The sequence below is a fragment of the Sphingobium sp. TomMM35A genome, from assembly GCF_054771735.1.
This window is the reverse complement of record NZ_BSRC01000001.1, coordinates 724,260-743,432: the sequence shown is the minus strand read 5'-3', so window position 1 is coordinate 743,432 and position 19,173 is coordinate 724,260. Positions and strand designations below refer to the sequence as shown.

General features: G+C 64.3%; 26 protein-coding genes. 17 read left to right on the top strand and 9 right to left on the bottom strand.

Annotation, left to right across the window (positions count from 1 at the left end):
• The first annotated feature begins 6 nt into the window (after nt 1-6).
• From hisB to ACYU8T_RS03725, 6 genes are all read left to right on the top strand, one after another.
• Nucleotides 7-594 (top strand): imidazoleglycerol-phosphate dehydratase HisB, encoded by a 588-nt coding sequence (gene hisB, locus ACYU8T_RS03750; RefSeq protein WP_097091880.1) that lies wholly within the window; start codon nt 7-9, stop codon nt 592-594.
• Complete coding sequence (hisH, locus tag ACYU8T_RS03745; RefSeq protein ID WP_097091881.1) at nt 591-1,208, top strand: imidazole glycerol phosphate synthase subunit HisH; 618 nt, start codon at nt 591-593, stop codon at nt 1,206-1,208. Before hisB ends, hisH begins: the two co-directional genes overlap by 4 nt.
• A 27-nt stretch (nt 1,209-1,235) precedes the next feature.
• Complete coding sequence (gene hisA / locus ACYU8T_RS03740; RefSeq protein WP_196225871.1) at nt 1,236-1,973, top strand: 1-(5-phosphoribosyl)-5-[(5-phosphoribosylamino)methylideneamino]imidazole-4-carboxamide isomerase; 738 nt, start codon at nt 1,236-1,238, stop codon at nt 1,971-1,973.
• The gene (gene hisF / locus ACYU8T_RS03735; RefSeq protein ID WP_097091883.1) at nt 1,970-2,734 is read left to right on the top strand and encodes an imidazole glycerol phosphate synthase subunit HisF; all 765 of its coding nucleotides are present in this window, start codon (nt 1,970-1,972) and stop codon (nt 2,732-2,734) included. The genes hisA and hisF overlap by 4 nt, the downstream gene beginning before the upstream one ends.
• A gap of 46 nt (nt 2,735-2,780) precedes the next feature.
• On the top strand, nt 2,781-3,101 hold the full coding sequence (locus ACYU8T_RS03730; RefSeq protein WP_097092826.1) for a phosphoribosyl-ATP diphosphatase: 321 nt from the start codon (nt 2,781-2,783) through the stop codon (nt 3,099-3,101).
• Nucleotides 3,102-3,172: 71 nt separating this feature from the next.
• Nucleotides 3,173-3,745, top strand: coding sequence for a hypothetical protein (locus ACYU8T_RS03725; protein WP_461158546.1), 573 nt, complete (start codon nt 3,173-3,175; stop codon nt 3,743-3,745).
• Here ACYU8T_RS03725 and ACYU8T_RS03720 read toward each other — a convergent pair.
• The gene (locus tag ACYU8T_RS03720; RefSeq protein ID WP_461159740.1) at nt 3,729-4,646 is read right to left on the bottom strand and encodes a histone deacetylase family protein; all 918 of its coding nucleotides are present in this window, start codon (nt 4,644-4,646) and stop codon (nt 3,729-3,731) included. The genes ACYU8T_RS03725 and ACYU8T_RS03720 overlap by 17 nt on opposite strands.
• Nucleotides 4,647-4,705: 59 nt before the next feature.
• On the opposite strand from ACYU8T_RS03720, the gene ACYU8T_RS03715 reads away from it, so the two are divergent.
• The 3 genes from ACYU8T_RS03715 to ACYU8T_RS03705 all read left to right on the top strand — a co-directional run bounded on the left by ACYU8T_RS03715 (nt 4,706) and on the right by ACYU8T_RS03705 (nt 7,225).
• Complete coding sequence (locus tag ACYU8T_RS03715; RefSeq protein WP_461158545.1) at nt 4,706-6,157, top strand: L,D-transpeptidase family protein; 1,452 nt, start codon at nt 4,706-4,708, stop codon at nt 6,155-6,157.
• Nucleotides 6,158-6,163: 6 nt separating this feature from the next.
• Entirely contained in the window at nt 6,164-6,454 is a 291-nt protein-coding gene (locus ACYU8T_RS03710; protein ID WP_097091886.1) for a hypothetical protein, read from the top strand.
• A gap of 90 nt (nt 6,455-6,544) precedes the next feature.
• On the top strand, nt 6,545-7,225 hold the full coding sequence (locus ACYU8T_RS03705; RefSeq protein ID WP_201514520.1) for a murein L,D-transpeptidase catalytic domain-containing protein: 681 nt from the start codon (nt 6,545-6,547) through the stop codon (nt 7,223-7,225).
• 128 nt (nt 7,226-7,353) lie between these two features.
• Here ACYU8T_RS03705 and ACYU8T_RS03700 read toward each other — a convergent pair whose 3' ends face one another.
• The 6 genes from ACYU8T_RS03700 to ACYU8T_RS03675 form a co-directional block, all read right to left on the bottom strand.
• Nucleotides 7,354-8,049 carry an ATP12 family chaperone protein gene (locus tag ACYU8T_RS03700; RefSeq protein WP_461158544.1) on the bottom strand — a complete coding sequence of 232 codons (696 nt, stop codon included), beginning with the start codon at nt 8,047-8,049 and terminating at the stop codon, nt 7,354-7,356.
• Nucleotides 8,046-8,300, bottom strand: a complete 255-nt coding sequence (locus tag ACYU8T_RS03695; RefSeq protein ID WP_097091889.1) for a hypothetical protein — start codon at nt 8,298-8,300, stop codon at nt 8,046-8,048. Before ACYU8T_RS03695 ends, ACYU8T_RS03700 begins: the two co-directional genes overlap by 4 nt.
• A complete protein-coding gene (locus ACYU8T_RS03690; protein WP_461158543.1) occupies nt 8,297-8,956 on the bottom strand; it encodes an HAD-IA family hydrolase in 660 nt (219 codons plus the stop codon). Before ACYU8T_RS03690 ends, ACYU8T_RS03695 begins: the two co-directional genes overlap by 4 nt.
• Nucleotides 8,953-10,272 carry an RluA family pseudouridine synthase gene (locus ACYU8T_RS03685; RefSeq protein WP_461158542.1) on the bottom strand — a complete coding sequence of 440 codons (1,320 nt, stop codon included), beginning with the start codon at nt 10,270-10,272 and terminating at the stop codon, nt 8,953-8,955. Before ACYU8T_RS03685 ends, ACYU8T_RS03690 begins: the two co-directional genes overlap by 4 nt.
• On the bottom strand, nt 10,269-10,652 hold the full coding sequence (crcB, locus tag ACYU8T_RS03680) for a fluoride efflux transporter CrcB (RefSeq protein ID WP_247230886.1): 384 nt from the start codon (nt 10,650-10,652) through the stop codon (nt 10,269-10,271). The genes ACYU8T_RS03685 and crcB overlap by 4 nt, the downstream gene beginning before the upstream one ends.
• A gap of 61 nt (nt 10,653-10,713) precedes the next feature.
• Complete coding sequence (locus tag ACYU8T_RS03675; RefSeq protein WP_461158541.1) at nt 10,714-11,436, bottom strand: hypothetical protein; 723 nt, start codon at nt 11,434-11,436, stop codon at nt 10,714-10,716.
• Between the two features lie 152 nt (nt 11,437-11,588).
• Between ACYU8T_RS03675 and ACYU8T_RS03670 the strand changes: the two genes are divergently transcribed.
• Both ACYU8T_RS03670 and rarD read left to right on the top strand, forming a co-directional pair.
• On the top strand, nt 11,589-11,810 hold the full coding sequence (locus tag ACYU8T_RS03670) for a hypothetical protein (protein ID WP_461158540.1): 222 nt from the start codon (nt 11,589-11,591) through the stop codon (nt 11,808-11,810).
• Nucleotides 11,807-12,709 carry an EamA family transporter RarD gene (gene rarD / locus ACYU8T_RS03665; protein WP_461159739.1) on the top strand — a complete coding sequence of 301 codons (903 nt, stop codon included), beginning with the start codon at nt 11,807-11,809 and terminating at the stop codon, nt 12,707-12,709. Before ACYU8T_RS03670 ends, rarD begins: the two co-directional genes overlap by 4 nt.
• Nucleotides 12,710-12,720: 11 nt before the next feature.
• Here rarD and ACYU8T_RS03660 read toward each other — a convergent pair whose 3' ends face one another.
• A complete protein-coding gene (locus tag ACYU8T_RS03660; RefSeq protein WP_461158539.1) occupies nt 12,721-14,052 on the bottom strand; it encodes a dihydroorotase in 1,332 nt (443 codons plus the stop codon).
• Between the two features lie 48 nt (nt 14,053-14,100).
• Between ACYU8T_RS03660 and ygfZ the strand changes: the two genes are divergently transcribed.
• Both ygfZ and ACYU8T_RS03650 read left to right on the top strand, forming a co-directional pair.
• Nucleotides 14,101-14,838 (top strand): CAF17-like 4Fe-4S cluster assembly/insertion protein YgfZ, encoded by a 738-nt coding sequence (gene ygfZ / locus ACYU8T_RS03655; RefSeq protein ID WP_461158538.1) that lies wholly within the window; start codon nt 14,101-14,103, stop codon nt 14,836-14,838.
• Nucleotides 14,835-15,605: a glutaminyl-peptide cyclotransferase gene (locus tag ACYU8T_RS03650; protein WP_461158537.1), complete on the top strand. Its 771-nt coding sequence runs from the start codon at nt 14,835-14,837 to the stop codon at nt 15,603-15,605. Before ygfZ ends, ACYU8T_RS03650 begins: the two co-directional genes overlap by 4 nt.
• An 11-nt stretch (nt 15,606-15,616) precedes the next feature.
• Here the strand turns inward: ACYU8T_RS03650 and ACYU8T_RS03645 are convergent, their stop codons facing one another.
• Nucleotides 15,617-15,922, bottom strand: coding sequence for a plasmid stabilization protein (locus ACYU8T_RS03645; RefSeq protein WP_461158536.1), 306 nt, complete (start codon nt 15,920-15,922; stop codon nt 15,617-15,619).
• Between the two features lie 113 nt (nt 15,923-16,035).
• On the opposite strand from ACYU8T_RS03645, the gene ACYU8T_RS03640 reads away from it, so the two are divergent.
• The 4 genes from ACYU8T_RS03640 to ACYU8T_RS03625 all read left to right on the top strand — a co-directional run bounded on the left by ACYU8T_RS03640 (nt 16,036) and on the right by ACYU8T_RS03625 (nt 19,141).
• Complete coding sequence (locus ACYU8T_RS03640) at nt 16,036-16,368, top strand: hypothetical protein (RefSeq protein WP_097092829.1); 333 nt, start codon at nt 16,036-16,038, stop codon at nt 16,366-16,368.
• Nucleotides 16,365-16,598 carry a hypothetical protein gene (locus ACYU8T_RS03635; RefSeq protein WP_097091899.1) on the top strand — a complete coding sequence of 78 codons (234 nt, stop codon included), beginning with the start codon at nt 16,365-16,367 and terminating at the stop codon, nt 16,596-16,598. Before ACYU8T_RS03640 ends, ACYU8T_RS03635 begins: the two co-directional genes overlap by 4 nt.
• A 120-nt stretch (nt 16,599-16,718) precedes the next feature.
• On the top strand, nt 16,719-17,648 hold the full coding sequence (locus ACYU8T_RS03630) for a DUF808 domain-containing protein (RefSeq protein ID WP_461158535.1): 930 nt from the start codon (nt 16,719-16,721) through the stop codon (nt 17,646-17,648).
• Between the two features lie 116 nt (nt 17,649-17,764).
• Complete coding sequence (locus ACYU8T_RS03625; RefSeq protein ID WP_461159738.1) at nt 17,765-19,141, top strand: MATE family efflux transporter; 1,377 nt, start codon at nt 17,765-17,767, stop codon at nt 19,139-19,141.
• The last annotated feature ends 32 nt before the right edge of the window (nt 19,142-19,173 follow it).

Here is a 19,173-nt window from a genome sequence, read left to right as displayed (position 1 = left end):
GCAGCCATGCGCACGGGCGAAATTCACCGCAACACTGCGGAAACGCAGATCGACGTGACCGTCAACCTCGACGGCACGGGGGTCTATACCGTCTCCACCGGGATCGGCTTCCTCGATCACATGATCGAGCAGCTGTCGCGGCACTCGCTGATCGACATGGAAGTGAAGACGGTCGGCGACCTGCATGTCGACCAGCATCACACGACCGAAGACACCGCGATCGCCATTGGCGAGGCTGTGGCAAAGGCGCTGGGCGACAAGCGCGGCATCACCCGCTACGGCAGCGTCTATTCGCCGATGGACGAGACGCTCACCCGCGTGTCGCTCGACATTTCCGGCCGCCCCTGGCTGGTGTTCAAGGCGCCCTTCACCGTGCAGCGGCTCGGCGAATGGGATACCGAGATGATCGAGCACTGGTTCCACAGCTTCGCACAGGCTGCCGGGATCACGCTGCATGTCGAAAATCTCTATGGCAGCAACAATCACCATATCGTCGAAAGCTGCTTTAAAGGGCTTGCCCGTGCGCTGCGGCAGGCGGTGGAGATCGACCCGCGCAAGGCGGATGCGATTCCGTCGACCAAGGGGATGTTGTGACCACCCTCGCCCTCATCGATTACGGCGCAGGCAACCTTCATTCCGTTCATAACGCCCTGCGCAAGGCGGGAGCGGAGGATGCCGTCATCACCGCCGATCCTGCGCTGGTGGCGAAGGCCGATCGCATCGTCCTGCCGGGCGTCGGAGCTTTTCGCGCGTGCATGGATGCGCTTTCCGCCATCCCCGGCATGATCGACGCGATGAACGAAGCTGTGGGCGAGCGCGGCACGCCCTTCCTGGGCGTGTGCGTCGGCATGCAGTTACTCGCGGACGCGGGCGAGGAATTCGGCCGGCATGAGGGTCTGGGGTGGGTGCCCGGCACAGTAAGGCGTATCGAGCCGAATGATCCCGCGATCAAAGTGCCGCACATGGGCTGGAACAAGGTGACGCTGAATGGAGCGCCGCCGCTGCTGGAAACGGGCGAGGCCTATTTCCTGCACAGCTATCATTTCGAAGCCGATGATCCTGCTCATGTCGCTGCGGTCACCGATCATGGCGGCCCGCTGGTGGCAGCGGTTGCCCGTGACACGATCATCGGTTGCCAATTCCATCCGGAAAAGAGCCAGACCTATGGTCTTTCCTTCCTCTCCCGTTTCCTGAAGTGGCGTCCGTGACCCCTCTTCGCTCGTTCGGATATTGATATGAGCCTGATCGTTTTCCCTGCAATCGACCTTAAAGGTGGACAGGTCGTCCGCCTGGCCGAAGGCGATATGAACCGCGCCACCGTCTATGGCGACGATCCCGCCGCGCAGGCGCTGATCTTCGCTGAAGCGGGCGCGGAGCATCTGCATGTCGTGGATTTGGACGGCAGCTTTGCGGGCCATGCGGTCAATGCCGAGGCGGTCGAGCGCATTGTCGAGGCCTTCCCCGGCCACGTCCAACTTGGCGGCGGTATCCGCAATCGCGAAGCGGTCGAGCGCTGGTTCGACCTTGGCGTGTCGCGCATCGTCATCGGTACGGCTGCATTGAAGGATCCGGCTTTCGTGAAGGCGGCGGCGCGCGACTTTCCCGGCGGGATCGTCGTTGCCGTCGATGCGCGGGACGGGTTCGTCGCGACTGACGGCTGGGCCGAAAAGTCCGACATGCCGGTCGCGGACCTCGCCCGCCGGTTCGAGGATGCGGGTGTCGCCAGCCTGCTCTTCACGGATGTCGGCCGCGACGGCCTGCTCAAGGGTTGCAATATCGACGCAACCGTCGAGTTGGCGCGCGGAACGGACATTCCGGTGATCGCCAGCGGCGGCGTGGCAGGGATCGCGGACATTCGCGTTCTCAGCCTGCATGCCGATGAAGGCATCGAGGGCGTTATCACAGGACGCGCGCTCTATGACGGGCGGCTGGATTTGAAGGCGGCCCTGGCGATTGCAAAGGCGGCGGCGTGACCGTCTGCACCCGCGTCATCCCTTGCCTGGATGTCGCCAATGGCCGCGTGGTCAAGGGCGTGAACTTCGTCGATCTGCGCGACGCGGGCGATCCTGTCGAACAGGCCCGGGTCTATGACGCGGCTGGCGCGGACGAGCTGTGCTTCCTTGACATCACCGCGACCCATGAGGCGCGCGGCACCATATTGGACGTGGTTCGCCGCACGGCCGAGGTCTGCTTCATGCCCGTCACCGTCGGCGGCGGCGTGCGCAGCCCGGAAGATGCGCGGGCGCTGTTGCTCGCAGGGGCCGACAAGGTGGCCGTCAATAGTGCCGCAGTGGCGCGCCCCGAGGTGGTGGCCGATATTGCCGATCGCTTCGGCAGCCAGTGCATCGTCGGGTCGGTCGATGCCCGGCGCGTCGGGGACAAGCGCTGGGAAATCTTCACTCACGGTGGCCGCAAGCCCACCGGCATCGACGCGGTCGAACATGCTGTGAGGCTGGCCGAACTTGGGGCGGGCGAATTGCTGGTCACTTCAATGGATGGCGACGGCACGAAGCAAGGCTATGACCTCGCCCTGACTCGAACGATCGCGGACGCAGTATCCGTACCCGTCATCGCGAGCGGCGGCGTGGGCACATTGCAGCATCTGGTGGAAGGCGTGATCGAAGGTCATGCGAGCGCCGTGCTGGCCGCGTCCATCTTCCACTTTGGCCAGCATACTGTCGCCGAGGCGCACCAGGCGCTGGCCGCTGCCGGCGTGCCGGTGCGTTCGCGGTGAGCAACTTTTCATTGACGGGCCGCGCGGTGAAGGCTTGATGGAACCCATGCGCTCGACCCTCCACGATCTTGAAAACACCATCCGGCAGCGGCGGACGGCTGATCCCTCGCAATCCTATGTGGCCAAGCTGACGGCTCGGGGCCGGGGAAAGATCGCGCAGAAAGTGGGCGAGGAAGCGGTGGAAACCGTGATCGCCGCCATGGCCTCCGACCGTGAAGGTGTAGTTGGCGAGAGCGCTGACCTGATCTTCCACCTGATGGTCTTACTCGCAGATCTCGATATCCCGCTCGACGCCGTGCTGGATGAGTTGGACCGCCGGGAGGGCGTGTCGGGCATCGCCGAAAAGGCGGCCCGGCCAAAGGACTGACCGGCTGCCGGAAAGAAATCCAGCCATCCGCGTTTCCTGATCTGCTTTAAGCCGAACAGGGAGATCACGGCATGGTAAGAACGATCGCGGGCGGCATATTGGGCGGCTTCGCTCTTTTCATCATCCGCTTCCTATTCTGGCAGACGCCGCTGAGCGCCCTTGCCCTCCATCGCGCGGGTGAAGCGCCCGGCGCCAACCTCCAGGCAGCGCTGGCCCAATCACTGACGCAGACCGGAACGGGCGTCTACATCGTCCCTGACCCGGCCACCGCGCAGGGCACGATCCTGTACGGAAAGGGTCCGATCGCGACCATCTTCTACAACAATAGCGGCTTTCCAGTGACGGACAGCGCCGCGCTGATCGGTGGCCTGGTCCTCGCCCTGATCTCAGGCGTCGTCATCGCACTGGCGCTGAGGTTCGCGGCGGCGGACTTTGGCAGCCGCGCGCGCATCGCCCTGCTTTCGGCATTGGCCGCGGTGTTATGGCTGGACATCGGGCAGGCCGTGTTCAACCACGCGCATTGGGGCTACATCCTCTACCTCGCCTTCAGCGATTTCATCGCGCTGGCCGCAGCCGGGCTCATCGCCGCCCGGCTGATCGCTACGGCTCCGGTCGCTTCGCCCGGCGCTACAACGATGCGCTGAAGCCGCTACCCGCCTCCTCAGCAAGCCGGATCATGCAGGCGGCATGACGCTCCGCCACCGCCATCCTGTCCTCGCCATAACCGCCGCCCATGGTGCTGGCGAGCGGGATGCCGCGGCGGCGGGCTTCCCGCATGACGGCGCGGTCGCGCGCATCCAGCCCCGCATCGCTAAGCGCCAACCTTCCCAGCCGGTCGTCGGCATGGGGGTCGACCCCGGCCTGGTACAGGATCAGGTCGGGGCCAAAGCTATCCAGCGCCTGCGGCAACACCTCCATCAGCGTCGCGAGATAATCCGCGTCACCCACGCCGTCAGGCAATCCGACATCGAGCGAGGAACGCATCTTGCGTGCGGGGAAGTTCTTCTCCGCGTGGATCGAGAGGGTGAAGACTTCATCCCGCCCAGCCATCAATTGCGCGGTGCCGTCCCCCTGATGAACGTCAAGATCAAGGATGAGCACGCGCTGCGCGTCCCCTTCCCTGATCAAACGATTCGCAGCGATGGCGAGATCGTTGAACACGCAATAGCCCGCACCGCTGTCATAAAGCGCATGATGGCTGCCGCCCGCCGCATTGGCGGCATAGCCATGCACCATCGCCAGCTTCGCCGCCGCCCAGGTTCCTCCAGGCGAAAGCATCGACCGCCACATAGTCCGTTCATTGACGGCAAAGCCGATCCGCCGCTGCTTGTCGGGCGGAACCGTCAGGCTCGCGACCTCTGCGACATAGGCGGGGTCGTGCACCGCCTCTATCCAGGGACGGGGCATGGGCGCGGGTTCATGGAGCGTAAAGGCAGCGCCGCTTAGCGTAAGTGCTTCCATAACCAGCCCATATTTATCAAAACGAAAGCGGCTGCCTGCTGTTGCAGGAGAAACATAGGCAGGATGGTGAACAACGTGGAGCATCATCTTTTTTCCGCGATGATAAGTTTGAACGATGAGGGCTTTGCGCTATCTGGTCCAGCATGAACCGTCCCGATTTGATCCGTTTTTGCCTCAGCCCCCTCATCGGCCTCGCCGCCGCGCCAGCGATTGCGCAGCCGCCTGCGGTTGTGCCGACGCTGCCACCCTCCGCGCCGCCGGTCATCGCGCCGCCCGCTGTGGTGACGCCGCCAGTTCCCATCCCGCCGCCCTCGGCCGCGCAACAGGCCTGGCTCAACAACTGGCTGAAGGGCGGCGCCGAGCAGGGCCTGATGGCCCGCAGCAAGGCGACGGCATCGCTTTCCGGCGATGCCCTGGTGTCCGCTGTGCTGGACCGCGCGAAGGCGCTCAGCACGGGAAGGGTGGATACCGCAGACTTTCTCGACATCTGGGCGCTTCGCCCGGCCGCTTTCGATCCGCGCCCCGGGCTCGCACGCGCCATTGCCGAAGACCGCCTGCCCCAATGGGCGTCCAGCCTGACGCCGCCTTATTCCGGCTATGATGGCCTGCGCCGTGGGCTTGCCGCCTATGAGCGGATTCGCGACGCGGGCGGCTGGCCTATCCTGAATGCCAAGTCGGCGCCCGACGCGGTGCGCAAGCGTCTCGCGATCGAGGACAAGAGCGTGCAGCCGGGCGAAGCGCTGACCGATGTGCTGCAACGGGCGCAGCGCCGCTATGGGTTGAACCCGACTGGCCTGCTCGATGCGCGCACGCTCAAGGAACTTAATGTTCCGGTCGAGGACCGTATCGCGGCCATCATGGCGAACATGGAACGCTGGCGCTGGATGCCGCGCCAACTGCCGGTCAATCGCGTTCAGGTGAACATCGCCGCTGCCGTGCTCACCGTCTTCGAAGGCGATCAGCCGGTCACCTCCATGCGCGCCGTCACCGGGTCGCCCGACAATGCTACGCCGATGCTGACGTCCAGCATCCATTCCATCGTCGTCAATCCGCCATGGAATGTCCCGTCTTCCATCGCGAAAAAGGAATTGTGGCCAAAGGGGCGCGCGGCGCTGCTGCGGCAGGGATACAAGATCGTTGGCACGCCGGAAAACGGGGAGCGGATCGTTCAGCCCGCAGGGCCCAGCAGCGCGCTTGGCCGGTTGAAGTTCGACTTCAACAATCCCTTCGCCGTATACCTGCATGACACGCCCGCCCGCGCGAAATTCTCCAGTTATGACCGGCTCGCCAGCCATGGCTGCATCCGGCTTGAAAAGCCGGTGCCGCTCGCGGAACTGATGGTGCAAAGCGATCCCAAGCTGGCGGGCAAGGTCCAGTCGCTGATCGACACCGGCAAGACGCAGCGCGTGCAATTGCCCAAGGAAGTGGCGGTCTATCTGCTTTACTGGACCGCCTTTGCCAGCAGCAACGGCACCATGAATTTCCGGTCCGATCCCTATGGCTGGGACAAACTTCTCGCCCGGAAGATCGAAGCATCCAGCCGCCGCCTTGACCCAACCGCCGCACCTGCGCCAACCATCGCATCGAAGGACTAAGACCCCATGCGCAAGATTGCCCTCGCCGCCCTTGCTGGCGCGCTCGCCCTGTCCGCTTGCGGGAAGAAGGAAGAGCAGGCCCCCGCGACCAACAACATGGTCGAACCCCCGGTTGAAAATGTGATCATCGAGGAACCGGAAGCGCCGCTGCCGCCAGCCAATAATGCCGTGGCCGCGCCGGAACCTGCGCCGCCGCCAAGCATTTCCGAGCAGCAGCAAATCCAGGATGACGCCGAAGCGACCGGCATGACCGCACGGTTGGACCAGTCGTCCGAGGCGAGCAACTCGACCGATTGAGCCGAAGGATGGCCGCCTTCGGACGAGTGGCGGCCGCCTGTCTTACCCCCGCCCTTTAAGCGGGCGCGTAGCTTTGCTATATTGCGATTCATGGATCGCCGCAGTTTTACGAAGGCCGCTTTGAGCGGACTTGCCTTTTCTTTTCTAGCAGATAGCGCGGGGCGCGCGGCTTTGACGGCCAACCCACAGCCCGCCGCCCCTGTGCCACCACCCGTTACGCCTCACCCGGTAACGCCGTTGGCGCGGCAGCCTTATGCGCGGCTGCTCGATCGGGCGAAGGCAGCGCTCGACGAACATGCGCATATGTTCGAACTGCGCGACCGTATCGCGCTGGCCGACTTCAACGCCCCCTCCCGCGAGTTGCGCTTCCACATCGTCGATTTGCTGGGCGGGCACGCCAGTTCCTATCTTGTGTCCCATGGCCGGGGATCCGATCCGGGTCATTCGGGTTGGCTGCAAACATTTTCCAACGAACCGAATTCGCTCGCCAGTTCGGCGGGCGCGTACAAGACGGGCCAGATTTACGAGGGTCAGCATGGCCGTGCCATGCGGCTCGCGGGTCTGGACGCGCAAAACAACAATGCCGAAATGCGGGCGATCGTGATCCACGGCGCGGATTATGTCAGCGAAGACCATATCGCGACATGGGGCAAGATCGGCCGGAGCGAAGGTTGCTTTGCCGTTGCCCGGCATATGCTGCCGCAGTTGCTGGGCCTGCTCGGGCCGGGCCGCATGATCTATGCGAACAAACTCACCGCAATGGGGGCTTGAGGTCGGGCGTACCCGCCAAGCGCCATTACCGCCCTTTCTCAAGCAGAATGTGCTTAATCCTACCCATGCGGCCGCTCGGGCGAACGGGGTCAGGGGTTGTGCCGGTTTAGGGTCATCCAGCTCTAAACCTATTGCGCCACCAACTCGCAGAATTGGCGAGCCATGGCGAACTCTTCCCGCCGCCGTGCTGCCCGGGCCGCAGCTTCGGCGTCCTCGCCCCATTGCTCGACTTCCCAAGCCTCGTCGATTTCCGAAGCGGTCCAGATTGTGTCGGCATCATGCCCGCCTTCGACGATCGCCAGGCCACAGACCAGCGATCCCGACAGCGTCACCAAAGTCGACAAGCCTGCTAGTGTGAAGGGATCATAGGCTTTCACCGCTGCGTCCAGCCGCTCCAGAGTCTCTGGCGGCTGATCGACGGGAATAATCCCCTGCGTCACCCGGAAAGTGACGTCATAACGCTGCCGTGCCCAATCCAGCAACGGGTCCCAGGCCGCCGCTTCCCGCGAAACCAGTCCCGCCGGCCCTTCGGCGCGGTAGCAGAGGAGATCGCTAGTTCCATAATTGGCGATGCCCGCCGCGAAGCTTTCGCGATTGGGCGCGATTTGATCGATCGCACCGTTGGCGAGCCCGGTAAAGGGCATGGAACGCGGATCGACGGTATCACCCTGCTGCCGCCATTCATCCGCCACAGCCTCCGCCAGCCGCGCCGTCGGCAATGCCAGGGCAGCGCGCGCGGGCGTGCGCACCGGGCGGCCATCAAGCTGGATCTCATGCCCGGCGCCGCCGGAAATCACCGCGACATCCTTGTAAAAGCGTTTCATTGCGGCGGTCTCCGGAACAGGCTCAGCAGCAGGCGCGGCACGATGACGAACTGAAACAGGCCGACCAGCACGAAGATCATGCCCATCGCCTTCGCCTTGCCGCCTTGAACCCAGCTGAAACGCTCCATCAGGATCAGGAAGCCGAACATCACGAGCAAGGCGCCCGAGAGGCGGAATATGCCGAGCGCGAAGTGACGCTGACGTGCGACCTTTTCAGGATCGACTGGAGGCGGAGGAGGAAAGTCGGTCATGCTGCGCGGATATGGGCATTGAGTTCGTCACTGTCCATCGCCACGCCATGCGCGCCCGCCGCGATCAGGTCAGCGGGCGGATGATAGCCCCAGCCAACGCCCAGCGCCCTTGTGCCAGCGTTAAGCGCCATGTCGATGTCATAGCTGGTGTCGCCGATCATCACCGTCGTCTCCGGAACCGCCCCTGCATCCGCCATCGCAGTCAGCAACATCGAAGGATGCGGTTTCGACGGATGCCGATCAGCGGTCTGCAACGTCACGAAATGCGCATGAATGCCATGATGCGACAGGCAGAGGTTCAGCCCGCGATCCGACTTGCCAGTCGCTACCCCCAGCAGCCATCCATCCGCATCCAGTTGCCGGATCAACTCCGCGATGCCGGGATAGAGCGGTTCCGACACGGCATTGTCCCGGCGCATCTGTTGAAAGGCGCGCTTATAGCTTTCCGAAAGATGGTCGTGGAAATCCGCCTCAGCTTCGGGCAGCAGGCGCGCGATCGCCATCGGCAGCGACAGACCGACCACGGACAATATGGTGGCGCGGTCCGGCACCGCCAGCTTCTCGCCCTCGAACGCCAGCGTCATGGCCGTGCAAATGCTGTGCTGGCTGTCGACCAGAGTGCCGTCGCAATCGAAGACGGCCAGGCGATTGCTCATTTCTTGCGCGGCCCGCTCGCCCCTCTGGATCGCCGCTCGCCCCGCCGCCCCTTTCGCAGCTGCTTGGCATGAGCGCGTGCGGCCTTCTTCTCATCCTCGCGGGTAGGCGCGCGCGCGATTTCCTCGTCCAGCGGCAGGTCGCCTGCGTTGATGTCGAAACCGAGCGAGACTAGGCTCGTCGCGAAATGCTCGGGTAGTTCGGCGCGCACGTCGACCCGGCCGCCATCGGGATGATCAACCCGAATGCGGCGCGCGTGCAGATGCATCTTCCGGCTGATCGTGCCCGACAGAAAGGCTTCCTTGCCGCCATATTTGCCATCGCCGACGATCGGATGGCCGATCGCCGCCATATGCACACGCAACTGATGCGTGCGGCCGGTATGGGGTTGCAGCTCTACCCAGGCGGCGCGGTTGCCCGCGCGTTCGATGACGCGATAACGCGAGCGGGCGGGCAAGCCCTCCTCCTCATCGACATGCATCTTCTCGCCACCCGTGCCCGGCTGCTTGGCGATCGGCAGTTCGATCATGCCGTCCTCGATCGACGGCACGCCCATGACGATCGCCCAATAGACCTTGCGCGCGGTGCGGCTGGAAAAGGCCTTCGCGAAATAGGCGGCTGACCGTGCCGTGCGGGCGATCAGCAGCGCGCCGGACGTATCCTTGTCCAGCCGGTGGACAAGCTTCGGGCGCTGGTCCAGTTCGAACTCCAGAGCGTCGAGCAAGCCGTCGACATGGTCATCGGTCTTGGTGCCGCCCTGCGTCGCGAGGCCCGGCGGTTTGTTGATGACGATCGCCTGCGCGTCGCGATGGATCACCATATTCTGTGCGAAGCTGATCTGGTCTTCGCTAAGCTCCGGCCTTACCCGGCGGGGCTTGGCCGTCTCGGCAGCTTTAGGCTCGGCGGGGGGAACGCGGATCAGCTGGCCTTCAGTCACGCGGTCGCCCGGCGCAGCGCGTGCGCCATCGACCCGCAACTGGCCGGTGCGTGCCCACCGCGAGACGCTGTTGAAGCCGATGTCGGGCAGGTGGCGCTGGAACCAGCGATCCAGCCGAATGCCGTCGTCATCCGCCCCAACACGGAATTGACGCACGTCCAGCGAGACGCCCTTGGGCGCAGCAGTCTTGGGCGTCGCGGTCTTTGGCGCAGCGGTTTTGGCGGCAGCAGGCTTGGAGGGAGGCTTTGCAGGTGACTTGGGCCCATCCGGCTTGCGGGCGCGCGCCGCCTTCGCACCACCACGGGCGCGACCGGGCGCGCCGCCACCGGGCTTGCCCCCGCGCGACGGACCGGAAGGCTTGCCGGGAGGACGACCCTTCATGCCACGCTCCGCATCATGCCGAGGCCAAGGACCAGCGCGCCGACGGCCGCGATGACGGACAGGACGGTATAGCTCATGGCCATGACGAATTGTCCGCGCTCGATCATCAGCACGGTTTCCAGGCTGAAGGAAGAAAAGGTGGTGAAGCCGCCAAGCAGACCAACGGCCAGCAACAGCCGCAAGGCCTCGCCCGACGCGCTGCCGAACCGCGCCAGCCATCCGGCGAGCAGTCCCATGGCAAAGCCGCCGAGCACATTGGCGGCAAAGGTTCCCCAGGGCCACAGCGCACCCGGCAGCATGTGACCTGCAAAGCGGCCCAGCTGATAGCGCGCCAGCGCGCCCACCGCGCCGCCGCCCATGACAAGGAGGATATTGTTCATCCCGCCCGCCCTAGAGGCAAATCGCGGTAAAGAAAATGGCAGCGCACGCCTTTCTGCGCGCTTACTGCCCCTTATCGGCGATTATATCGACGTTCGTGCGTCCGCCAGGCGCAGCGGTGAAGATCATGACGTAGGCTGCGCCATCATCCTTGCGCGTGCCGCCCAGCACATGATCACCGCCCATGATCCGATGTTCTGCGTCGAAGCCGGAACGGCGCGCTTGGGTGTAATAATAGTCCATGACGTTCTGGCGCGGCACTGGCGTGACGAAAGTCGCAGCCCGGAGCGTACAGCCATTCTTGTCCGCACCCGCTGCCTCCTTCAACTGAGCGCCGGGATAGACGCCGAAGGGATCGGGCATGCGGCTCGCCCATTGCATGCCGTAGGCCAGTTGCTTGCGGCAGAAGATGTTGCCGCCGGGCTTGTCCTGATCCTTCGCCATCGCGGCGAGCATGGCGGGGTTTTCCTTCCCCGGACCTTCCACAGCAGCAGGCGTCGCGAGCAGCTTGCCGCCCGCGAGCTTCACCGATTCGGCAAACGCCTTGGCTGCCTCGCCGCTCAGTTTCGGCGCATTCGCACTGGCGGGTTGCCCGGACTGATCGGCATATTTGGGATCAACCCTGATCTTCCCATCCAATGCCTCCTGCAGGCCCGGATCGATGGCATTGTTGGTCAGCTGAGCGTCAAGCGCGTTCAGATCAGCGTCCTTGTCCCCTTTCCCACAGGCCGCGAGCGGCAGCGCGAGCAATAGGGCAGCGGCATAAACTGAACGGAAAGGCGGCATGACTTCACTCCTTCGTAAACAAGGGGTGAATGTCAGGAGTTAATTTTTCGTTAGGGGTTGTGGTAAATCGCTAAATATTCCCATGCCATTCAGACGCGAATGGCATCCGCCGCCATCTTGCGCCAAGCGGCTACAAGGTCCATTTCAAGGCGATGCTGAACGTCCTCTCGGTCCTTATCGGCCTCTTCGCCTTCCTGCTGATGATCCCGGCATTCCTGCCGCTTTTGGGGATGGCCAACTGGCTTTTGGTGCCGATCGCCCTGTTCGGCGCCCTGATCGGCATCTTATCCACCCGCAACAGCGGCCGCAACCTGTGCCTGATCGTTGCGGCGATCGGCGCATTCCGGCTATTCCTGGGCGGAGGCATTTTCTGAATCCGCATGATCAGCAGGTCAGGGCCGGACTGTTCGCCGCGCTCGGCGCCTATGGCGTCTGGGGCCTGCTGCCTATTTTCTTCAAGCTGCTCCACAGCGTCAATGCCGTGGAGGTCGTGTCGCAGCGCGTCCTATGGTCGCTGGCGCTGATCCTTGGCGTACTTGCCGCACGGCGCAGCCTTGGGCAACTGGCGGCGGCGTTGCGCGACAGGCGGATCGTCCTGCCTCTCATGGCCTCGGCGGCCTTCATTGCGGTCAACTGGCTGGTCTATGTGTGGGCGGTGAATGATGGCCATGTCATCGCCGCCAGCCTCGGCTACTTCCTCAATCCGCTGGTCAACGTCGCGCTCGGCGTGCTGGTGTTGAAGGAAAGGCTGCGGCGGGGGCAGGCCATCGCTATCGCGATCGCAGCCGTCGGCGTGGCGATCATGGCGGCCGCCGCCTTCACCACCTTGTGGATCAGCGTGGGCCTCGCCGTCAGCTTCGCACTCTATGGCCTCATCCGCAAATTGACGCCGGTAGCACCCATGGTCGGATTGGGCGCGGAAACGCTGCTGCTCGCTCCCCTCGCCCTTGCCTCGCTGCTTTGGCTGTGGGGGCATGGCGCCCTCAGCTTTGGACAGGATAGCTATATAAGCAGCCTGCTCATCCTCTCGGGCGGGTTGACCACCATTCCGCTGATCCTGTTCGCCATGGCGGCACAGCGCCTGCCGCTAACGGTGCTGGGCCTGATCCAATATATCGCGCCGACGCTGCAATTCCTGTGTGGCGTGCTGCTCTATGGCGAGAAGCTGACGCAGGGCCAGATGATCAGCTTCGCCTTCATCTGGCTTGGTCTTATCCTGTTCGCGACCGACAGCCTCGCCGCCGCGCGCAAGAACAGGCTTGCGGCGGCGTAAGGCTTAAGGCGTCAGGCGAACTCGGTCGCTTCGAAGCGCACCGCCTCACCCACGGCCTCATTGGCAAGTGCGTCTTCCCACATGACCCTGTTGCCGCGCACGATGGTGCCCACCGCCTTGCCGGTCAGTTCCATGCCCTCGAACGGCGACCAGTTGCAGCGCGACGCCAGCCAGTCGCTGCCGACCGTCCACCGCTTCTTGAGATCGACGACAGTGAAGTCCGCATCATAGCCGAGCGCGATCCGGCCCTTGCCCACCAAGCCGAACACACGCTGCGGCCCGGATGATGTCAGTTCGATGAACCGGCGCAGCGACAAACGCCCCTCCGCTACATGGTTGAGCAGCAACGGAACCAGCGTCTGGACGCCCGGCATGCCGCTGGGCGACGCCGGATAGGCCTTCGCCTTCTCCTCCAACGTGTGCGGCGCATGGTCGCTGCCCAGCACATCGGGCACGCCCTGATTGAGCCGGTGCCAGAGCCCATCGCGATGCGCCGCCGACCGGATCGGCGGGTTCATCTGCGCATAGGTGCCAAGCCGGGGATAGGCATCCTCGGCGGCGAGCGTCAGATGCTGCGGCGTCACTTCGCAGGTCGCGATATCCTTGTGTCCCGCAATATATTCCAGTTCCGCCGGAGTGGTGACGTGCAGGATATGGATGCGCCGCCGCGCCTGCCGGGCAAGGCCAATGATGCGCTTCGTGGCGATCATCGCGCTTTCATCGTCGCGCCAGACGGGGTGAGAGGATGGATCGCCCTCGACCCGCAAATCCTTGCGCGCGTTCATCCGCGCCTCATCCTCGGCATGGATAGCAACGCGCCGCGTGCCGCTCGCCAGCACGCGGGAGAGCGCCGCGTCATCGTCCACCAGCAGGCTGCCGGTCGATGCGCCCATGAAGATCTTCACGCCCGCCGTGCCGGGAATACGCTCCAGTTCCTTCAGCGCTTCGGCATTGTCCGCCGTCGCGCCGACATAGAAGGCATGGTCGCACCACATGCGGTGATGGGCGCGGGCCAGCTTGTCATGGACGCGCTCGGCACTGTCCGTATTCGGGTTGGTGTTCGGCATCTCGAACACGGCCGTGATACCGCCTAGCACGGCGGCGCGGCTTCCGGATTCAAGATCTTCCTTATGCTCAAGGCCCGGCTCGCGGAAATGCACCTGGCTGTCGATGCAGCCGGGCAGCACGTCCAGCCCCGTACAGTCGATGACCTCGCCCGCATCGCCCAGCGATGATCCGATCGCCACGACCTTGCCGCCGCGCACACCGACATCGGTCTGCTCAGCGCCTCCAGGCGTGTGGACGGTGCCGTTCTTCAGGATCAGGTCGAAATTCTGGGACATGGTTGCTCGCCGCTTGGATATGATCGGCGTCTGTCCTACCTAAAGCCGATGACCGGCACCACCCTAACCGACCGCGCATTCATCAGAATTTCAGGCGAAGAGGCGCGGCCCTTCCTTCAGGGCCTCCTCACCCGCGACGTCCTGACGCTCATGGCAGGCGAACCGCGCTGGACGGGCCTGCTCACGCCGCAAGGCAAGGCGCTCTACGACTTCATCCTCTGGTCGGATGGCGACGATGTGCTGATCGATTGCGAGGCGGCACAGGCCGAAGCGCTGGCCAAGCGGCTCACCCTCTACCGCCTCCGCCGCAAGGTGGTGATCGAACGGGAGGAGATGCTCGCCGTCCACTGGTCTCTTGAAGCCCCCGAAAAGCCCGCCGATCCGCGCCTCGCCGCCCTCGGCCATCGCTGGCTCGCTCCGCCAGCACCCGGCGACGCCGCTGCCGCCTTCCGCGCGCACCGCCTGTCGCTTGGCGTATTTGAGGGCGCGGGCGAGCTCGGTCAGGACCAGACGCTATGGCTGGAGACCAATGCGGGCGAGCTTCATGGCGTGGACTTCGACAAGGGTTGCTATGTCGGTCAGGAAAACACGGCCCGCATGCATTATCGCAGCAAGGTGAACCGCCGCCTCGTCGCTGTGCCCTTGACGCAAGCCGACGAGAAGCGCCAGCGCGCCGCCCTTCCCGACCTCGGTCTGTCGATCGAACTGCGCCGGGTCGAGGACATTGATCCCGCAACGCTCCCCCCCTGGCTCGCCGCCGCGATGGCGGAGCATGCCGCCGGATGAAGGGCCTACTGCTCGCCCTGCTCGGGGCCCTCAGCATTGCCGCCCCCGCATGGGCCGACACCCCCTGGACGCTGGTCAAGGCCTACCCCCATGACCCGAAAGCCTTCACCGAAGGCCTCTTCTTCCATCACGGCGTGCTTTACGAAAGCACCGGCCTTGAGGGCCGGTCCGACATCCGCAAGGTCTCGCTCGAAGACGGCAAGGTGCTCGAAAGCCGCACCCTAGCTCCGCAATATTTCGGCGAGGGGATCGTCAACTGGAAGGATCGCCTGATCAGCCTCACCTGGCGCCATCGTCAGGGTTTCGTCTGGAAGCTCAACGGCTTCAAGCCGCTGTCGCAGTTCCGCTATGAAGGCGAAGGCTGGGGCCTGACCCAGGATGGCCGCAACCTCATCATGAGCGACGGCACATCGCAGTTGCGCTTCCTCGACCCCGACACGCTGCGCGAGGCTCGCCGGATCACCGTGACCTTCAACGGCCGCCCGGTCGATCGCCTGAACGAGCTGGAATATGTGAAGGGGGAGCTGTGGGCGAACATCTGGTACGACACACGCATTGCGCGCATCGATCCTGCGACCGGCAAGGTCATCGACTGGATCAATATCGCCCCATTGCTGCGTGAAAGCGGCGTCACGGATAGTGAGGGTGTGCCCAACGGCATCGCCTATGACCAGAAACGCGACCGCATTTTCGTCACCGGCAAATATTGGCCCAAGCTGTTCGAGATCCGCCTGAACCCCAAGGACAGCGCATCAACTGGGAAGTAAGGGCCGGGGGCTCAGCTCGCCGCCCTCTTCCGCCGCGTTTCCCATCCCTTCTTCGCCGCAGCGGACCGATCAGCGGCAGACCGCCGCGCCGACGCCGCGCCACCTTTCCGGCCACCCTTGCGCGAAGACACATGCGTGTCGGGCTTCCCGCGCCCGGACCCCGACTTGTTGCCGCCGCCCGACTCCTTGTTCACCGTCGCCCGGGCGCGCCGTTCGGCTTCCTTGCGCGAAACGCCGCGCTCCTCATAGCCTTCCTCAATATGTTCGGCCTTACGCTTCTGCTTGTCGGTATAGCTGCTCTTATCGCCACGCGGCATGATTGACCTCCTGTCAGCATCTTCTCCTGCTCCACCAACGATCGTCAGCCAATCACGTTCAATGCATCGCGGACCCTGCGGAACGGAAGGCAAGCAGCACGCGTTCCCCGGCCATGGAAGAGCGCACCCTTATCGAACGGCTCGCCCGTCACCTCGCCGTCGACGATCCGGATCAGTGGCACGCACGGGTCGCCGACGCCGCCAGCATCCTCGCCATCATGAAGGATCCTGATCCAGCAATGCGGGAAGCCGGCGATCAGGCGCAATGGCGCGCCATGATCAACGCAGCACTGCGGGAGCGATGGGTCGTCGCGACGCATCCCGGCGGCGACCATGCCGAACCCGGCACCGACGAAGAGGGCGAATTTTCGCTTCACCCGCACGAAGTGACCCGCGACCGTGCCGACTGGTATCATGTGCATGACAGGCAGGAGAAATCATCATGAAGGGGTTGTTGAAGCTCGCGTTCATCGGCGGGCTGAGCGCCGTGGCATGGCGCGCCTGGCAGGACCGGCACGCTCCAGCGCCCGCGGATGACCGCGGCCCCGTCGGATCGTCGGGGATCGTCAGGGATGCAGGGCCCGAGGAACAGCATATCGACGCCAGCGACTGGGACATGGTCGATGAGCAGGTCGATGAATCCTTCCCCGCAAGCGATCCGCCGGGCAACTATTGAGGCGTCAGTTGATCGGTCCTGACGTGCGGGTCATTGCCCCTGCCCCGCCCCGTCTCTATGAGCCTGGGCGGTAACGGCTCGCGCTTGTGCCTGGGGCCTGAAACAGGGGAAATCTAGACAATGCCTTCGGGTCTCATCGCGCTGCTCGACGATGTAGCGGGAATAGCCAAGCTTACTGCCACCTCGCTGGACGATGTTGCCGCCGCCGCGGGCAAGGCCGGGTCAAAGGCAGCCGGTGTCGTGATCGATGACGCGGCAGTGACCCCGCGCTATGTCGTTGGCCTGACGCCCGATCGCGAACTGCCCATCATCTGGAAGATCGCGCGCGGTTCGCTGCGCAACAAGCTGCTTTTCCTGTTGCCCGCCGCACTGCTGATGAGCGCCTTTGCGCCGTGGCTTCTCCCGCCGCTGCTGATGCTGGGCGGCGCATTCCTCTGCTTCGAAGCGGTCGAAAAGCTGCTGGAAGCGGTGCAAGGCGGCCATGACGTGGCGGAGGAAGCGCTGGCCACGCACAGTTCGCAGGAATTGGAGGATCAGAAGGTGTCCGGCGCCATCCGCACCGACTTCATCCTTTCCGGTGAGATCATGGCGATCGCGCTCGGCACCGTTGCGGCGGAACCGCTCTGGGAACAGGCACTGATTCTGGTCGTCGTGGCGGTCCTCATTACGGCGGGCGTCTATGGGGTCGTCGGCTTCATCGTGAAAATGGACGATATCGGCCTGCACCTGGCGGAACGTTCTTCATCGGCGGCGCGCGCCGTGGGACGCGGGCTGGTCCATGCCATGCCCGTCCTGATGAAGATCCTCTCGGTGGTGGGCACCGCCGCCATGCTGTGGGTCGGCGGCGGCCTGATCGTCCATGGCCTGCATGAATTTCACTGGGACTTGATCCCCGGCGCCATCCACCACGCTGCCGAGAGCGTGGCAGCGGCCGCGCCTGCGATCGGCCCGTTCCTCGATTGGACCGTGAACGCAATCGGCGGGGCCGTCGTCGGCCTGGTGATCGGCGGGATCATCGTCGCGGTACTGCACTTGTTCAAAAGGCATTAAGCAGGCGACTGCGTTCGAAGCTTGGTTGCCTGCCAGGTAAACCTTACCTCAGTTTGGTTCGCCGAACTCAGAGCGAACGGCGCGAGCCTGCCGGTTAAGGCGAACTGAAGATGGAAATGCTCCAAACTCCGTCCCAATGGCGCGTCGAAGCAAGCGCCCTGCTCGCGCTTGCCCTACCTATGATCGCGGGCAACGTAGCGTGGGCAGGAATTGCCGCAACCGACCTTCTGCTGATCGGCCGCCTGGGCGCAAAGGGTGTGGCGGCGGGCGCGCTCGCCATCAACCTCTTCCACGCCCTGCTCATCTTCGGCATGGGCCTCGTCACAGCCGCCGCGCCGCTCATCGCCAACGAGCGAGGCCGCCGCCGCAATTCCGTTCGCGATGTTCGCCGCACGGTTCAGCAAACCCTGCGGGCCGCCTTTTTCTTTGTCCTCCCCGCCTGGCTCCTCCTCTGGCAGAGCGAGGCCATCCTGCTCGCCATGGGTCAGCAGCCGGATCTCGCCCATCAGGCAGGCCTGATGATGCGCGGCCTGCAATGGGCGCTGCTCCCATTCCTGGCCTTCACCACGTTGCGCAATTTCATATCCGCGCTGGAACGGCCGATCTGGGCCGTCGTCATCATGCTGCTCGCCATTCCGTTCAACGTCCTGGTCGGATGGGCGCTCATCTTCGGCAATGTCGGTTTGCCGGCGCTTGGGCTTCTGGGCGCGGGACTAGCCAGCACCCTTTCCTCCTGCTTTCTGTTCCTCAGCCTGCTTGGCGTCATACTGATCGACCGCCGCTTTCGTCGTTATCGGGTGATGGGCCGCTTCTGGACCCGCGACCGCGAGCGGCATCGTGTCGTCTGGGCTCTGGGCCTGCCGATCGCCATCACCGTAGGGTTTGAAACCACCGTGTTCAACGCCTCGGCATTGCTCATGGGCCTCATCGGTCAGGCTTCCCTCGCCGCCCATGCCGTCGCTATCCAGATCGCCGCGCTGCTGTTCATGGTGCCGATGGGCATCGGGCAGGCAGCGACCGTGCGCGTCGGCCTTGCCTACGGGCGCGGCGATTCAGCGGCGATCGGACGCGCGGGATGGCTCGCGCTTCTTCTCGGCTTCGGCTTTGCACTGGGTGCCGCCATCCTGCTCATCACCGTTCCCCGACTGCTGATCGGCGCTTTTCTCGACCTGACCGATCCTGCCAACAACCAGACCGCAGCGCTTGCAGTGAGCTTCCTCGCGGTCGCTGCGCTGTTCCAGCTGGTCGACGCCACCCAGGCCGTGGCTGCAGGCGTCTTGCGCGGCCTGCACGACACCAAAGTGCCCATGATCTTTGCGCTCGTCGGCTATTGGATCATCGGCGTCGGCGTGGGGACCATCCTTGCCTTCCCGCTCGACATGAAGGGCCTGGGCATCTGGTTGGGGCTGGCGAGCGGCCTTGGGGTGGTAGCGGTGCTGCTGCTCGCGCGATGGATGATGCGCTACCGGCTGGGCCTCGTCGGCTCACCCTGAAAAGCGCCCGGATGCACTTTAGGAGCATGCTG

Excerpts from the sequence above, each read along its gene's own strand:
- hisB (WP_097091880.1), top strand. The coding sequence starts at position 7 with ATGCGCACGGGCGAAATTCACCGCAACACTGCGGAAACGCAGATCGAC.
- hisA (WP_196225871.1), top strand. The coding sequence starts at position 1,236 with ATGAGCCTGATCGTTTTCCCTGCAATCGACCTTAAAGGTGGACAGGTC.
- ACYU8T_RS03730 (WP_097092826.1), top strand. The coding sequence starts at position 2,781 with ATGCGCTCGACCCTCCACGATCTTGAAAACACCATCCGGCAGCGGCGG.
- ACYU8T_RS03725 (WP_461158546.1), top strand. The coding sequence starts at position 3,173 with ATGGTAAGAACGATCGCGGGCGGCATATTGGGCGGCTTCGCTCTTTTC.
- ACYU8T_RS03720 (WP_461159740.1), bottom strand. The coding sequence starts at position 4,646 with ATGCTCCACGTTGTTCACCATCCTGCCTATGTTTCTCCTGCAACAGCA.
- ACYU8T_RS03715 (WP_461158545.1), top strand. The coding sequence starts at position 4,706 with ATGAACCGTCCCGATTTGATCCGTTTTTGCCTCAGCCCCCTCATCGGC.
- ACYU8T_RS03710 (WP_097091886.1), top strand. The coding sequence starts at position 6,164 with ATGCGCAAGATTGCCCTCGCCGCCCTTGCTGGCGCGCTCGCCCTGTCC.
- ACYU8T_RS03705 (WP_201514520.1), top strand. The coding sequence starts at position 6,545 with ATGGATCGCCGCAGTTTTACGAAGGCCGCTTTGAGCGGACTTGCCTTT.
- ACYU8T_RS03700 (WP_461158544.1), bottom strand. The coding sequence starts at position 8,049 with ATGAAACGCTTTTACAAGGATGTCGCGGTGATTTCCGGCGGCGCCGGG.
- ACYU8T_RS03695 (WP_097091889.1), bottom strand. The coding sequence starts at position 8,300 with ATGACCGACTTTCCTCCTCCGCCTCCAGTCGATCCTGAAAAGGTCGCA.
- ACYU8T_RS03690 (WP_461158543.1), bottom strand. The coding sequence starts at position 8,956 with ATGAGCAATCGCCTGGCCGTCTTCGATTGCGACGGCACTCTGGTCGAC.
- ACYU8T_RS03685 (WP_461158542.1), bottom strand. The coding sequence starts at position 10,272 with ATGAAGGGTCGTCCTCCCGGCAAGCCTTCCGGTCCGTCGCGCGGGGGC.
- crcB (WP_247230886.1), bottom strand. The coding sequence starts at position 10,652 with ATGAACAATATCCTCCTTGTCATGGGCGGCGGCGCGGTGGGCGCGCTG.
- ACYU8T_RS03675 (WP_461158541.1), bottom strand. The coding sequence starts at position 11,436 with ATGCCGCCTTTCCGTTCAGTTTATGCCGCTGCCCTATTGCTCGCGCTG.
- ACYU8T_RS03670 (WP_461158540.1), top strand. The coding sequence starts at position 11,589 with ATGCTGAACGTCCTCTCGGTCCTTATCGGCCTCTTCGCCTTCCTGCTG.
- ACYU8T_RS03660 (WP_461158539.1), bottom strand. The coding sequence starts at position 14,052 with ATGTCCCAGAATTTCGACCTGATCCTGAAGAACGGCACCGTCCACACG.
- ygfZ (WP_461158538.1), top strand. The coding sequence starts at position 14,101 with ATGACCGGCACCACCCTAACCGACCGCGCATTCATCAGAATTTCAGGC.
- ACYU8T_RS03650 (WP_461158537.1), top strand. The coding sequence starts at position 14,835 with ATGAAGGGCCTACTGCTCGCCCTGCTCGGGGCCCTCAGCATTGCCGCC.
- ACYU8T_RS03645 (WP_461158536.1), bottom strand. The coding sequence starts at position 15,922 with ATGCCGCGTGGCGATAAGAGCAGCTATACCGACAAGCAGAAGCGTAAG.
- ACYU8T_RS03640 (WP_097092829.1), top strand. The coding sequence starts at position 16,036 with ATGGAAGAGCGCACCCTTATCGAACGGCTCGCCCGTCACCTCGCCGTC.
- ACYU8T_RS03635 (WP_097091899.1), top strand. The coding sequence starts at position 16,365 with ATGAAGGGGTTGTTGAAGCTCGCGTTCATCGGCGGGCTGAGCGCCGTG.
- ACYU8T_RS03630 (WP_461158535.1), top strand. The coding sequence starts at position 16,719 with ATGCCTTCGGGTCTCATCGCGCTGCTCGACGATGTAGCGGGAATAGCC.
- ACYU8T_RS03625 (WP_461159738.1), top strand. The coding sequence starts at position 17,765 with ATGCTCCAAACTCCGTCCCAATGGCGCGTCGAAGCAAGCGCCCTGCTC.